The following is a 14,018-nucleotide window of genomic DNA, read 5'->3' on the forward strand; positions in this document are numbered from 1 at the left end:
CGGTGGAACCGTACGTACGGTGGTGTGGGAGGAGGGCCTAAAATGCCCTCCTACCCGATAGAATTCCAGAAATTGTCAGCCGCCAGCCTTGGAGACCATCAGCGGAATGATCCGCTCGGAACTGGCTGGCTGCGAAACAGTGGGCTCTGCATAAGGAATGCCGAGTGCATTCCAGACTTCCAGCAAGGCATCCTTGAGACCGTCGATCAGGGCGTCGTCATGCAGAGGCGACGGCGTGATACGCAGTCTTTCGGTTCCGCGTGGCACGGTCGGATAGTTGATCGGCTGGATATAGATGCCGTGCACTTCCAGCAAACGGTCGCTGGCTTTTTTGCAAAGTTCAGGATCGCCGACCAGAATAGGCACGATATGCGTTTCGGACGGCATCACGGGGAAGCCTGCGGCCGAAAGCACGTCCTTTGCGCGCTGTGCCTGACGCTGCTGACCGTTACGCTCCACCTGCGAATTCTTCAAATGCCGGATGGCGGCCGTCGCAGATGCGGCAACTGCTGGTGGCAAGGAGGTCGTAAAGATGAAGCCCGGTGCATAGGAGCGTACGGCGTCAACAATCGCGCGCGAACCGGTAATATAACCGCCGAGAGCGCCAAAAGCCTTGGCAAGCGTGCCCTCGATAATATCGATGCGATGTGCCAGACCGTCGCGTTCGGTAATGCCGCCGCCGCGCGCGCCGTACATGCCAACAGCATGAACTTCGTCGATATAGGTCATGGCATTATATTTGTCGGCGAGGTCGGCGATCTTCTCGATCGGCGCGATATCGCCATCCATCGAATAGACGGATTCGAACACGATCAGCTTGGCGCGCGCCGGATCGGCGGCCTTCAAAAGCTGTTCCAGATGCTCGACGTCATTGTGACGGAAAATCTTCTTTTCCGCGCCTGAACGACGCACGCCTTCGATCATCGAGGCATGGTTCAGTTCGTCGGAGAGGATGAGGCAGTTCGGCAGCAGCCGTGCAATCGTGGAAATCGAAGCTTCATTGGAAACGAAGCCCGACGTGAAAACGAGACCAGCTTCCTTGCCATGCAAATCGGCGAGTTCGGTTTCGAGTTCAACGAGCGGATGGTTATTGCCGGAAATATTGCGCGTGCCGCCGGAACCTGAGCCAGCATTGCCAGCTGTATCGCACATTGCCTTGATTACGTCGGCGTGGTGTCCCATGCCAAGATAATCATTGGAACACCAGACGGTGATTTCACGGGCAGTGCCATTGTTGCGCCAGATAGCTCGGGGGAAACGTCCGACAATACGTTCAAGATCGGCAAAAACGCGGTAACGCTTCTCGGCGTGCAACTGGTCGATCGCTTCTTCGAAAAAACGGCGATAGTCCATAATGCGCTCCTTAGTCTGTGCACTAACTAGCGCTTTTGGCACTTGCCGTCCATGGCGCATTGATGGGCAATTTGCCACGTTTGTGTGAAGCAGCATTGATTGAAATCAAGCAAATCGGCTCGACGATCAAAATACCGGCGACGAAGTTTTCATCACGAAGCGTGTCGGGGGCTGTTACAGAGTGATCGGCTTCAACAAAGAGTTGCTTGAATGAAGCGCAACAAAATACCAGCTTTTTGTGACCTTCATTGAAAACCTGGCACCTTTATGAAACCAACGCGAACGGTGATGAACTATCCAGCCTCGGCGACCGGCGACTGGACTGCCTATTGGCGCGCCTCACCGATGCGACATCTGCGCTTGCGTTGGAGGCACGTGCAGCTTTCGGTTCCGCATCGAAAAAAATCGGCAAATCTGATTGCTGCATCCGGAAGCTTCGAGGCTTTACGGCCAGGCGATCTGCCGCTTGTTTGCGTGGTTCGCAATGCTGCGCCCTATATGAAGTCGTTTCTGCGCTATTATCGCGAGATGGGTGTTACGCGTTTCATCGTTGTAGATGACCGATCGGACGACGGAACGACTGAAATCTTGTCCAGTGCTCCTGATGTGGATTTGTTCACCTCGGACGTTGGCTACGCACAGGCTGACCGCGGACGTGCCTGGCGCGATGCCCTGTTCAATCTCTACGGACGCGGGCGCTGGTATTTGTCGGTTGATGCTGACGAGTTCTTCGTATTTCCGAGAATGGAGCAACGGGATATCCGCTCTTTTATCGAGGAGCTGGAGGGGAATGGAATTCGTCGGTGTCTGGCACCGATGATCGACATGTATCCCGGCGGTCTGCTGCGTGAAGGAGTCTTCGTCGATGACGGGACGAAATATCCGTTCGAGGTTTCATCGCATTTCGACGGCGACGGCTACACGGCGACATGGGAGAAGTTCGGGGTAGCGGTGCGTGGTGGACCGCGTTTGCGCCTGTTCGGACGCAGCATGCGACTTTCAAAATTTCCGCTGATTTGGGTCGATGAAAAGACGGATTATCGCCGGGGCAGCATTCATGGGCCGGGTCCATGTTTCCGGAATTTTCTTCCGGCAACCGGTGCTCTTCTCCATTACCGCTTTTCTTCGCTTTCGGTCGGCGAGTTCAAACGTATTGCCTCCGAAAAGAGCCATGCTGGCGGTGCAGAGCACTACCGCGCAATCGTCGAGAACGAGCGTTTTTCAGACGATCTTTCGCTCGTCTATGAAGGTTCGGTCCAGTACACAGGCCCGGATTGTCTCGTGAGGCGCGGCTTCATGGCTGATTTGCACGACATAGAGCGTGGAGCCAAGCCGAGGAGCCGACTTAGCGCGTGAACGTTTTCCGCAGGAATTGCAGCAATATATCATTGCGCCTGATTGTAAGACGCGGAATGCCGAACGGATCATCATTTGACCGTGCGCGGCGTTTTTCCGTCGTCGTCGCGTTTGTATAGCCTGCCGCTTCGACGATCTTGCGTGTCACTGCGTTTTCTCCGCCGTAAGGATAGGCGAAAGACGTGACCTCACGACCGAGCAGGTCTTCAATCTTCATGCGTGATTGCTGGATTTGCGTGATGGCTTCCTGTTCGCTTATTTCCGGCAGGAGGACATGGTCGAGCGTATGGGAACCGACTTCATGACCAAGATCTGCCCATTCGCGCAATTCGGAAACGCTCATGCAGTTGGCGCGGGCAACGCCAATCTTCTGGTCCCAGAGATTGAAGCCGCCGATCTGGTTGGCCACGAAATAGTTCGTGGCGGTGAAGCCAAACTCCTGCAGCACGGGCAGGGCATTACGGAACACATTCTCGAAACCGTCGTCAAACGTGATGACGGCGACTTTGCCCTGTTTCCCGCCGTAAATGTAAGGAATTGCGTCCCTCACCGACAGGCCGCGATAACCCAGCCGTTTCAGCCAGGCCATCTGCTGGCGAAAGCGATCCGGGTGCACGATCATACTGCGATAGGGCGTGCGGTGTTGCGGTGGCACGTCAATCTGATGATACAGGAAAATCGGAACAGGCACGGGAAACCTCAGATAGCTGCGCGCGAGCGCGATTTTATCTTCCAGCGATAAAGCGGGCGCAAGATTTCACGCTTCAGCTTGTCGGGCAAGGAACGCGATTTCTGGATCGTGCTGCCGCCAAGCTGTACCGAGATTTCTTTCACTCCGCCCGGAAGGACGGATAGCGGTTTGAGTCCCGTAACCCAGTTCATTTGTGCCGTGGTATCGACCGGACGGTCGAACACTTCGGTTGCAGAGAGCAAGCGCTGCGCGGCTTCCCGCCCGACAAGCTGTGCCACCATGCCAAGGCCGACCGGTACAGGTTCGATGATCCGCAGTGTTTCGGTGTTCAGCACTACGCGCCCGCTTTCACGCTCGCGAAACGGAAAGCGGATGAAGCTATCGGCCTTGAGAATCTGGCACGCAGCGGAATAGGCAGCGGCAAATTCCGGTGTCAGTTCCACATCGTCTTCTAGCACGAGACCTGCATCCAGTTCCTGATCGACAATCGCCTGCCAGGCCTTCCGGTGCGAAAGAAAGCACGCGATTTCGTTGGTGCTGAGCTGGAATGGATAGCGCGGCTTGTGTGCCGATCGCCGATAAACACGGCTGATCGTTTGCGCATCGAGCGTGCGCCCGTCGATGGCGTTCACCACGTCCGTCTCTACCGGCAGCTTTCGAATGAGTTCTTCGACTTGCGGCCGCCGGTCGGTGGCGCGCTCCAGATGGATGATGAAAGCCTTGACGGCCCTTTGGGGGCCGTCATTCGCAGTGATGTCAGGACGCGTTTCGTTCATGGTCCTTATCTACCTTGCAGCATACAGAAAGCTCAAGGTATTTTGCAGATCAGACCGGCTTCCAGCCCGGCTCAACACTATCGGCTTCCGCTCGCCACAAATCGGCGTAGTCGACATTCTGCCAATCCTTGAACCACGGGCCGCCGCGTGTGTAATGCACCACTTTCGGCAGGCCGGTTTCCGGCTTCTCGTTCCAGCCTTCCAGCCAGTTGTAATCCGTCGGCAGAGCGCCAATTTCATCATCGGCAGCCCATTGCATGCGGTGCAGGTAAGCGCCGGTTTCGCTGTTGATCAGCTCCGGCGTCAACTGGCGTGTCGACGGATGCTCGCAGTTGAACAGCATACAGGACGACCAGTTCTTGCGTGGATAGCTGGTCTGCACCTTGCCATCCATCTTCACACTATCCTTGGGCTGATAATCGTGCTGAACGCAATAAACGGCTTTTGAAGGGTCATTGTAAGCTTGGAGGCCAGCAATATCGCCCAGAAAAAGAAAGTCACAATCGCAGAAAAGCGCCCACCCCTTGTAGCCCGCAAGCCATGGCGTGAAAAACCGCGAATAGGTAAACTCTGTCGATGCCAGTGGATCGACTTCCCGCGTGTAGACCCCTCGATCGACCAGGTCCTGCAACTTGATCGGCACGATCTCCAGCGGAATAGAGGAATGCTTCAATGCGGATGCTTTGGCGACTTCATATGCGATGGGCTCGCGAGAATCCCATCCGATGAAAATGCGTAACGGTTCACTCATTCATAGGCTCCTCTAAAGAGATTGTGTCGTGATCGTTCCCCACGTTTTCCGCCGGAAATTATAGTGATGGCGCTGGGTCACTGGATGAGGCTGATGCGTCCGGATTTGACCTTCTGCTCAACCCAACTGCGCTCATCTCCCCAGGTATGGCGTTTCCAGCCTTCCCAGGTGAAACCGCAGATTTTCACGTCCCAGCTTTCCTCCGGACATTTTCCGAGCATGTACCAGATGCCAAAAAAGCCAGTGCTTGGAAAGGCTTTGCTTATATTCTCGTCGGTTACACCCAGCTCTTTGCACCCGGCCAGATAAAATTGGGGCGGCATGATCCGGATTTCCTTGCCAGCAGAGCCGACAACTTCGATGGTCTGCATAGTCCAGTCGCCACGCCTTCCCTTGAGACGGGAGAGGAAATTCGGACCAGGGTGATATTTGCGGATGATGCTTGGATGATAGGCAAGCATCACTTCCTTGGCCGCCTTGAAAGTCGGTGTCTGCACGAAGCCCGGATCGCGTAGCCGCCGCTGCATCGGCTTGCTTGAGGTTGCCAGCATCAGGAGATCTGTCCGGGTGCCGCTCATGCCGATGGACTTTTTGGGCTCATTGAAACGGACCACAAAATCGGCAGCATCCACTTCGGCAGAAAGATCGCGCGGCAAAGGCGCATTGCCGACGATGATCAATGTCTTTTTCATGCACTCCAACTCTAATTAGAATGAACCGGTGCCTGTGTCGAAACAGTAGGTATATCTAAATTAGAACTACATAATGATTACAACAATAGGAGGCAATTTCCTTTGTTGTTGGGAAATCCGGGTGAAATGCTAGGATTTCGCTGCAATCACAGCAGCCATGCAGGATATGCACTTCTCAAAAGACAGAGAAAGGCGGAAGCTCACTATCGGGAGGAAGATAAAAAAAGGGGATACCACCATGAATCTTCGCACCCATTTCCATCGCTGGATGCAGTATCGCGAAAATATTCGCGAACTTAGTGGCTGCACGGATCGCGAGCTTTCCGATCTCGGCCTTTCACGCACCGATATTCATCGCGTCGCCCGCGAAGCCGCTTTTGCTTGAACCAGCGGACCAAGGCCGTTTCCCTGTTTCGGGAACCGGCCTGTTTCGATCCGCAAAATCTTCCAAAACCTACACGTCACCCGGCTTCTTGAAGCGGATGTGAATGTTGTCGCCTGCGAGGTCGAAGCCTGCATAATTGCGCTGAAAGGCAATGAGCGCGTCGTTGACGCCCTTTGAATAATCGTCTTCCTGCACATCAATATGGTGCCGGTAGAGAATCCTGTCGTCCTTATAGAATATAACCTGACCTTCCATCATAGCCTCCTTCTGATGAAGCGCTGAGCAGAAATCCGTCGGCGGTTTCAGGCGTCATGCGCTTTGAAACGGGTGGGTAGAGCAATGTTCTACACACGGGCCTATGGCTGAAGAGGTGCCAAGGGCACTTATCCAGTCGGTATATCTATTTGAGATAGGCGATATGGCGGGCGTTTCAAGATGATGCGGTGCCGGTTCCGGCCTTGCTCAGTTCGAGCCAGGCACGAGCGGCATGAGACAGGAATGCGCCTTTTCGCCAGATCAGCGCCAGATTCCAGTTCACATCGGCGCCTTTGATCCTGTGGATGAGCACGCCGGGATGATGCCGCTGTTCCGCGATCATTTTTGGTAGAAAGCCGATGCCCATGCCTGCCGCTACGAGCTCGACGATGAAGTCAATCTGACTGGAGCGGACCGCAACGTTTGGAGAGAATCCATGCGAACGACATGCATCAAGGATAATGTGGTTAAGGGCAAAGCCGCTCTCGAAAAGAATGAACGGCAGGCTGGCAATGTCCTGCAGCGAAACGCCGTCACCGCGTGCAAGCGCATGATCGGTCGGGAGAAGCGCCACAACCGGTTCGCATCGCACATCCTGCCACTCGAAGCTGTCTTCAACCGGCAGAAGCGAAGCCGCAAGTTCCACATCTCCGGCAAGCAGCAATTCCTCCAACCTCCGGCTGCCGTGCTCGACCAGCTGAATGTCGATCTCCGGATAAAGCTTCGTATAGGCCGCAAAGACGGGAGCGAAAAGCACGCTGGACCCGATGGGCGGCAGGCCGAGTTTCAGCAGGCCGCGCTTGAGGCCGCGGAGCTCACCCAGCTCGGCCAGCATGTCGTCTTTTTCCGCCAGCATGGCGACCGCGCGACGAAAGACAATCTCACCTGCTGTCGTGAGGCGGGAGGGAGAGATTTCACGATCCAGCAGAACCAGCCCCAATTCGTCTTCAAGCTGTCTGACCGCCTTGCTGACGGTTGACTGGGTCGCATTGATGGTTTTTGCGGCGGCGGAAAAACCGCCTTGCCGCACCACTTCGACAAAGGCCTGGAAGCTGCGCAAGTTCATGAGCCATTCTATTACGGAATAGCTGCAATGAAATCAATTCATTTCTAGAATATCGCCAGAAGGCCTATATTCACCCATGAAAATGCATCAGTCCCCATTGGAAAAGCACATGAACGCCCACAGCCTTTTGATCCGGTTTCGTTACGCACTGCATCACAGCCGTCTGATGCAGATTGCGACGCTGGTCGGTTTCTGGCTGGCGGGTGAGCTTTTCGTCCGCCTCGTCGGTCTGCCTCTGCCGGGTGGCATTGTCGGTATGGCGCTGGTGCTGGTGCTGCTCCTGAGCGGTCGTGTTAGCCTGTTCAGCATGAAGCGCGGCGCAGAATGGTTTCTGGCAGAAATGTTGCTCTTCTTCGTTCCCGCAGTGCTCGCAATTCTCGAGCATAAGGAACTGCTCGGTCTGCTCGGTCTGAAAATCATGGCTGTGATTTTGCTCGGCACGTTGACGGTCATGAGTGTCACCGCACTGACGGTTGATCTCTGCTACCGCTGGAGCCTGCGTTATGTCGCTAAGTGATCCACTTGTTGCGACGCTTTTCTGGTCTGCCGCGACAATCCTGCTTTATCTTGCTGCCAAGCGCGTCTATCGCCGCTTTCCCATGTGGTGGTTGACGCCGCTCGTTGTTACGCCATTGTTGCTGATAGCGCTGGTCATTGGGCTCAATCAGAACTATCGCGGCTATTTCGGTGCTACCCACTGGCTGGTTGCGCTGCTTGGACCTGCAACGGTTGCTTTTGCGGTCCCGATTTACCAGCAGCGCGCAACGATCCGCCGCTATTGGCCGGTGCTTCTGGCCGGTGTGGTCGTCGGAAGTTCGTCTGCCATGGCTTCCGCATGGGGCCTGGCGCATCTGCTGGGCCTCAACGAAGCAATCAGCCTCAGCCTGATGCCACGTTCAATGAGCACACCGTTTGCGATGACCGTCTCGGGCGATATTGGCGGCACGCCTGACCTGACTGCGATCTTTGTGGTGCTGACAGGTGTGTTCGGTGCAGCTCTCGGTGAAGTCATGCTCAACTGGCTGCCGATCCGCTCCGCGCTGGCACGCGGAGCCCTTTTCGGTATGGGGGCGCACGGAGCCGGTGTGGCCAAGGCTCACCAGATCGGCAGCGAAGAAGGTTCGATTGCCGGGCTGGTCATGGTGCTTGTTGGTCTCGTGAATGTGCTTGCTGCTCCCCTGATTGCCCACTTTTTGTAAGAGCCTAGTTTTACAGACAATTCTTTAAAAACGCCCGGTTTCCGGGCGTTTTCTGTATTAGCGAATCTGCCTTTTTCTTGAGCATCAACGTCTTTGCATAACTGATATGCATTAATGACCGTTGCTGCAGGGAAGGGGGGCGGGTAAATATCTCTTCATCGAGTTCACTCCTCCTCCCAGAACTCGATAAGGAATGCGGCACTCCTCCTCCCAAGCCGTATTCAAGATCAGGCCGCGCATCCTCCTCCCGCGCGGCCTTTTTCTTTTTTGCTCCCCGCAATCCTGCTTCGCTTTCATCTCCGTGCGTTGACAATGCGTAACTGCATAGCCCCATAGGCAAGCTGCAGCATCTGCTCTATCTCTGATTCAAGTTTTGAATCGGGGAGACAGTGTCCATGACAAGCGGCATCCACCACATCACCCTCATCACCCGAAAAGTGCAGACGAATGTCGATTTCTATGCCGGCTTTCTGGGGCTGCGTATCGTCAAGCAAACAGGCGGGTTCGAGGATGCCGAGCAGCTGCATCTGTTCTATGGCGACCGCTCGGGCACGCCCGGATCGTTGATTACGTTTCTGGTCTGGGAAGATGGTGCCAAGGGGCGTGTTGGCCACGGTCAGGTCAGCGAAATCGCGCTTGCCATCGATCGCACGGCCATCGGTTTCTGGCTCGAACGCGCCTTGCGTTATCATGTGCCTTCCGAAGGACCGGTTCAGGAGTTTGGCGAACCTGTTCTGCGCCTGCGCGATCCCGACGGTGTGATCGTCAAGCTTGTCGGCTGCGATCTTGCCGCCAATGATGCTTGGGAAAGCGAAGGCATTCCGCCAGCTTTCGCCGTCAGGCGTTTGCGTGCCGCGACTATTCTGTCCGAAGCACCGGAACAGACGGCAGGTTTCATCGAACGTTATTTCGGTTTCAGGCCTTCGGCGAAAGAAGGCACGATAGAGCGTCTTCTGTCGGATTCCGGCGACGTCATCGATGTGCGTGACGCCGGCGGCTTCTGGCCGGGCATCCCCGGCACGGGCATTGCCGATCATGTCGCTTTTCGTGCTGCCGATACTGGCGACGTGGAAAAGGCGGAGAAGGAGCTTTCCAAGCTTAATTCCAGCGCCGTCAATGTGCACGACCGCAAATATTTCACGTCGCTCTATGTTCGCGAACCGGGTGGAACGCTGTTCGAATTTGCAACCGACGCACCAGGCTTTGCAATAGACGAGCCGGTCGAGAAACTGGGTCAGTTCCTGTTCGTACCGCCCGGTAATGAAGAAAAGGCCGATGCCATCCGGGCGCGAATGCCGCAATTCGCTCTGCCGGGCGAAGAGCGCGTCATCTATCGTGATCTGCCTTTCGTTCATCGGATACACCAGCCGGAAGACCCGGATGGCAGTACACTGGTGCTTTTGCATGGCACTGGTGGAAACGAAAACGACCTGATGCCGTTCGCCCGGAAGGCTGCGCCGCGCGCGACCCTTCTGGGGGTACGGGGACGCAGCACGGAAGAGGGTATCCAGCGCTGGTTCCGCCGCTTCGATCTGAAAAAATTCGATCAGGCCGATATTCAGTTTGAAGCGCAGGCATTCGAGGCTTTCGTTGAAGGTGCCGCCGCCGCTTATGGTATCGATTTGAATCGGACAGCCTTTATCGGGAACTCCAACGGCGCAAATTTGCTGGCGGCTTTCATACGCCTGCATCCGCATGTGGTTCGCACGGCGGTTCTTCTACGCGGTCAGGAGGTTCTGGAGGAGCAGCCCGATGGCGCTGATTTGTTGGACGCTTCAGTGCTTTTGATGAATGGTGCTTCCGATCCGTTCGGTGATGAGACCGGAACGCTGGAAAAAGTCCTGAGAGACGACGGGGCGGCGCTTACCATCAGCACGGTCGAAGCAGGGCATGCACTCATCGATGAAGATATCCTCATTGTAAGCGACTGGCTTCGGGACAAGATATAAATAATAAGGGCTGCGGAGAATTCCGCAGCCCTTTTACTATATTAATCGAGGGGCTTCAGGTTACGCTCGATGGCTTCGCGCTTTCTTTCGAGGAAAGGTGGAAGCGACAGGCTCTCGCCAAGGCTTTCAAGTGGTTCATCAACAGCGAAACCCGGACCATCGGTAGCGATTTCGAACAGGATACCGTTCGGCTCGCGGAAGTAGAGCGAGCGGAAGTAGTAACGTTCCACTTCGCCGCTTGACGGCATGCGCACGGACCTCAGACGGTCGACCCATTCCTGCATGCTTTCCTGATCCGGCGTGCGGAAGGCCACATGGTGCACGGCGCCCGCACCCTGCCATGCGGTCGGCAGGTTCGGCTGTACCGCGACATGCAGTTCGGCGGCAGCACCGCCCGGCCCCATGGAGAAGACATGGACGTGGCCTTCGCCGTCAGGCGAAGCGTAATCGCCGGTCTGGCGCATGTTCATGACCTTTTCCAGAATGATCTGGGTCGGTGCCAGTTCGGGAACGCTAAGCGTAATCGGTCCGAGACCTCTGATCTGCCTTTCCGCAGGCACGGGACTCCGGTCCCAGCTATGTGCCTCACCCGCGCCGCCATCATCGGTCAGGCGCAAGCGCTGCCCTTCCGGGTCTTCGATGTCGAGAACAGCCCGTCCCGCGACCTCGAAAATATCGCCCGTCTGGACGCCTTTATCGTTCAGGTGCTTTCGCCACCAATCGAGACTTTCGACACCGTTCACACGCAAACCAGTGCGGGCGACGCTGTTGGTGCCGCGCTGTTCGCGCTGTACCGGCCAGTCGAAAAAGGTGATGTCCGTGCCGGGCGAAGCCAGCCCGTCTGCGTAGAACAGATGGTAGGCGCTGGTGTCGTCCTGATTGACGGTTTTCTTGACGAGCCGAAGCCCGAGCGTGTCGGTATAGAAGCGCCGGTTGCCGGGCGCATCGGCGGTAATGGCTGTCAGATGGTGCAGCCCTGTCAGTTCCAATGCCATAATGTGCCTCCTTCAGAAACGGAGTTGCTGTTGGGGGATATATCGGTCTGGGCTGATCGTGAGGAAAGTATCACCTGTTGAACAGTGTGTAACCCATAAGCCGCAATCGCCTTGCGTTCCGACAACGGTGGATAATTGGGGCTTGGCAGAAGGTTTCAGGTAAAGAATATATTAACCCTCAAAGTTCGGGTGTAATACCAAAACTAGATGAGTTTGACCCATCGAGTTTTGGTTAAGCCTGTGCGGCGATTGAGCATTTTCAGGGCGTGATGCGTCAGCATCTCAGCGCCCTCGTATAAGAGACCTGCTGGCGTAGCGTTGAGGGAGTTTGGTTTTGCGGCGCGTTTTTTCTCGGACTGCCCCTGCGTTGCTTGTTCTTCTGTCTGTGCTTGCCGGTTGCGCCAGCCGGCCTGAAGGCGTGCTTATCCCGGTCGGCGATGTCGCTTCGCCCGGTACGACGAAGGTGAATCTTGTCGTTGCCACCACGCGCCGTCCGTCTGATAATCCCGGCATTCTTTTCTCCGGCGAACGCGACAAGCTTGTGTCGCTCAACGAGATCGTTGTGTCCATTCCGCCGGAAAAGAACCGCAAGGCGGGTGAAGTGCAGTGGCCCAAGAAGCTGCCGCCCAATCCGCAGAAGGATTTCACCACCGTCAGCGTGACACCGGTCAAGACCGATGTGGAAATGGCAGGCTGGGTCCGCCCGCATCTGACTAAAAGCCGCCGCGTAATGGTGTTCGTGCACGGCTTCAACAATACGTTTGAGGATTCCGTCTATCGCTTTGCGCAGATCGTGCACGATTCGGGAGCCGACGTTGCACCGGTGATTTTCACCTGGCCATCGCGCGCCAGTGTTTTCGACTACAACTACGACAAGGAAAGTACCAATTATTCCCGCGATGCGCTGGAACAGATCTTGCGCGCCATCGCACGCGAGCCAGAGGTCAAGGATATCACTGTCATGGCCCATTCGATGGGCAGCTGGCTGACGGTCGAGGCTCTGCGCCAGATGGCGATCCGCGACGGTCGCGTCAATGCCAAGATAACGGATGTCATTCTGGCATCGCCCGATCTCGACGTTGATGTGTTCTCGAAGCAGTTCCTTGCCATGGGCAAGCAGCATCCGCGCTTCACGTTGTTTACGTCGCGGGATGACAAGGCGCTTGCATTGTCACGGCGCATTTCGGGCAATATCGACCGTCTCGGCCAGATCGATCCGTCAATCGAGCCTTATCGCTCCGAGCTGGAAAAAGCAGGCATCACCGTTATCGACCTGACGCAGTTGAAGGCGGGTGACCGTCTCAACCATGGCAAGTTTGCTGCAAGTCCGGAAGTCGTGCAGCTGATCGGTCAGCGCCTTGTCGCAGGCCAGACCATCACGGATTCGCAGGTTGGCCTCGGTGATCGTCTGGGGGCGGTGGCGATGGGCACGGCACAGGGTGTCGGCACGGCTGCCTCGCTGGTGGTGACGGCGCCGATTGCCGTGTTCGATCCGAACACGCGCAAAACCTATGACGAGCAGATTGACCGTTTCGGTCGTGCTGTCGGCAATACGGTTGGCGCGGTAACTACCCCCACGCAGTAAAGTATGCCGACAGCGTTCTTTCCTCTGCAGTTGTCATATTTGAGCTGACGCTGTAGGACTCGCGGCCAACAAATTCGGGCCGCGAGGAGGACCTCATGCAGATCATCCGCACCATTGAGGAATTGCGTCAGGTTTTGGCACCAGCAAGGCGGGCGGGAAAACGCATCGGCTTCGTGCCGACCATGGGCTACCTCCATAAAGGCCATCTAGAACTGGTTCACCGCTCCAGAGCGGAAAATGACGTGACTGTCGTGTCCATCTTCGTCAATCCGTTGCAATTCGGCGCGAATGAAGACCTCGACAAATATCCGCGCGATCTGGAACGGGATGCGGCTCTGTTGCACAGAGCGGATGTCGATTATCTTTTCGCGCCAGCGGTCAGCGACATGTATCCGCAGCCGATGCAGACGGTGGTGGATGTGCCAACCCTCGGCAACCAGATGGAAGGCGAGGCACGTCCCGGTCATTTCGCCGGTGTCGCAACGGTGGTGAACAAGCTTTTCAACATCGTCGGCGCGGACGCCGCCTATTTCGGCGAAAAGGATTTTCAGCAACTCGTCATCATCCGCCGCATGGTGGAGGACATGGCTATTCCGGTGCGCGTTGTCGGTGTTGAAACGGTGCGCGAGGAAGACGGGCTCGCCTGTTCGTCCCGCAATGTCTATCTGTCGCCGGAGCAGCGCGCCGCCGCCATCATCGTACCGAAGGCACTCGATGAGGCCGAGCGACTTTATCGGTCCGGCGTGGATGATCCCGATGCGCTGGAAGCGGCAATTCGCACTTTCATTGCCACGGAACCGCTGGCGACGCCGGAAGTGGTGGCGCTGCGTGACCCCGAAACGTTGGAACGCCTGACGGCAGTGCAGGGGCGTCCGGTGCTCGTCGCGCTGTTCGTGCGGCTCGGCACGACGCGGCTCCTCGATAATCGCGTGATCGCGCATGTCGCGCAGGAACAGGCGGCCTGA

15 protein-coding genes are annotated in these 14,018 nt (G+C 56.3%); 7 read left to right on the forward strand and 8 right to left on the reverse strand.

Features of this window, described 5'->3' with window-relative positions; translation table 11 throughout:
• Nucleotides 1-75: 75 nt before the first annotated feature.
• Entirely contained in the window at nt 76-1,353 is a 1,278-nt protein-coding gene (gene hemA / locus CES86_RS14895; protein ID WP_012090709.1) for a 5-aminolevulinate synthase, read from the reverse strand.
• Between the two features lie 288 nt (nt 1,354-1,641).
• Here hemA and CES86_RS14900 point away from each other — a divergent pair, with 288 nt between their 5' ends.
• The gene (locus CES86_RS14900) at nt 1,642-2,709 is read left to right on the forward strand and encodes a glycosyltransferase family 2 protein (protein ID WP_235691735.1); all 1,068 of its coding nucleotides are present in this window, start codon (nt 1,642-1,644) and stop codon (nt 2,707-2,709) included.
• On the opposite strand, the gene CES86_RS14905 is transcribed toward CES86_RS14900, so the two are convergent.
• The 4 genes from CES86_RS14905 to CES86_RS14920 all read right to left on the reverse strand — a co-directional run bounded on the left by CES86_RS14905 (nt 2,699) and on the right by CES86_RS14920 (nt 5,619).
• Entirely contained in the window at nt 2,699-3,400 is a 702-nt protein-coding gene (locus CES86_RS14905; RefSeq protein WP_010658235.1) for a polysaccharide deacetylase family protein, read from the reverse strand. The genes CES86_RS14900 and CES86_RS14905 overlap by 11 nt on opposite strands.
• 8 nt (nt 3,401-3,408) lie before the next feature.
• Entirely contained in the window at nt 3,409-4,176 is a 768-nt protein-coding gene (locus CES86_RS14910; RefSeq protein ID WP_094514787.1) for a glycosyltransferase family 25 protein, read from the reverse strand.
• 49 nt (nt 4,177-4,225) lie between these two features.
• Nucleotides 4,226-4,927, reverse strand: a complete 702-nt coding sequence (locus CES86_RS14915; RefSeq protein WP_010658237.1) for a hypothetical protein — start codon at nt 4,925-4,927, stop codon at nt 4,226-4,228.
• Between the two features lie 77 nt (nt 4,928-5,004).
• On the reverse strand, nt 5,005-5,619 hold the full coding sequence (locus tag CES86_RS14920) for a glycosyltransferase family 29 protein (protein ID WP_010658238.1): 615 nt from the start codon (nt 5,617-5,619) through the stop codon (nt 5,005-5,007).
• 238 nt (nt 5,620-5,857) lie between these two features.
• Between CES86_RS14920 and CES86_RS14925 the strand changes: the two genes are divergently transcribed.
• Nucleotides 5,858-6,004: a DUF1127 domain-containing protein gene (locus CES86_RS14925; RefSeq protein WP_010658239.1), complete on the forward strand. Its 147-nt coding sequence runs from the start codon at nt 5,858-5,860 to the stop codon at nt 6,002-6,004.
• A 69-nt stretch (nt 6,005-6,073) separates the two neighbouring features.
• On the opposite strand, the gene CES86_RS14930 is transcribed toward CES86_RS14925, so the two are convergent.
• Together CES86_RS14930 and CES86_RS14935 are read right to left on the reverse strand one after the other, a co-directional pair.
• Nucleotides 6,074-6,259: a hypothetical protein gene (locus CES86_RS14930; RefSeq protein ID WP_010658240.1), complete on the reverse strand. Its 186-nt coding sequence runs from the start codon at nt 6,257-6,259 to the stop codon at nt 6,074-6,076.
• A 175-nt stretch (nt 6,260-6,434) separates the two neighbouring features.
• Entirely contained in the window at nt 6,435-7,325 is an 891-nt protein-coding gene (locus CES86_RS14935; RefSeq protein ID WP_094514788.1) for a LysR family transcriptional regulator, read from the reverse strand.
• Between the two features lie 109 nt (nt 7,326-7,434).
• Between CES86_RS14935 and CES86_RS14940 the strand changes: the two genes are divergently transcribed.
• From CES86_RS14940 to CES86_RS14950, 3 genes are all read left to right on the forward strand, one after another.
• Nucleotides 7,435-7,842: a CidA/LrgA family protein gene (locus CES86_RS14940; protein WP_094514790.1), complete on the forward strand. Its 408-nt coding sequence runs from the start codon at nt 7,435-7,437 to the stop codon at nt 7,840-7,842.
• Nucleotides 7,829-8,524: an LrgB family protein gene (locus CES86_RS14945; RefSeq protein ID WP_094514791.1), complete on the forward strand. Its 696-nt coding sequence runs from the start codon at nt 7,829-7,831 to the stop codon at nt 8,522-8,524. Before CES86_RS14940 ends, CES86_RS14945 begins: the two co-directional genes overlap by 14 nt.
• Nucleotides 8,525-8,919: 395 nt before the next feature.
• Nucleotides 8,920-10,473, forward strand: a complete 1,554-nt coding sequence (locus tag CES86_RS14950) for a VOC family protein (RefSeq protein ID WP_094514792.1) — start codon at nt 8,920-8,922, stop codon at nt 10,471-10,473.
• A 41-nt stretch (nt 10,474-10,514) separates the two neighbouring features.
• On the opposite strand, the gene CES86_RS14955 is transcribed toward CES86_RS14950, so the two are convergent.
• A complete protein-coding gene (locus CES86_RS14955; protein ID WP_094514794.1) occupies nt 10,515-11,468 on the reverse strand; it encodes a ring-cleaving dioxygenase in 954 nt (317 codons plus the stop codon).
• A 328-nt stretch (nt 11,469-11,796) separates the two neighbouring features.
• Between CES86_RS14955 and CES86_RS14960 the strand changes: the two genes are divergently transcribed.
• Together CES86_RS14960 and panC are read left to right on the forward strand one after the other, a co-directional pair.
• Complete coding sequence (locus tag CES86_RS14960; RefSeq protein WP_041544929.1) at nt 11,797-13,053, forward strand: alpha/beta hydrolase; 1,257 nt, start codon at nt 11,797-11,799, stop codon at nt 13,051-13,053.
• A 95-nt stretch (nt 13,054-13,148) separates the two neighbouring features.
• Nucleotides 13,149-14,018 carry a pantoate--beta-alanine ligase gene (gene panC / locus CES86_RS14965; protein WP_094514795.1) on the forward strand — a complete coding sequence of 290 codons (870 nt, stop codon included), beginning with the start codon at nt 13,149-13,151 and terminating at the stop codon, nt 14,016-14,018.

Origin of the sequence: Brucella lupini, from assembly GCF_002252535.1 — a bacterium.
GTDB lineage: Bacteria > Pseudomonadota > Alphaproteobacteria > Rhizobiales > Rhizobiaceae > Brucella > Brucella anthropi.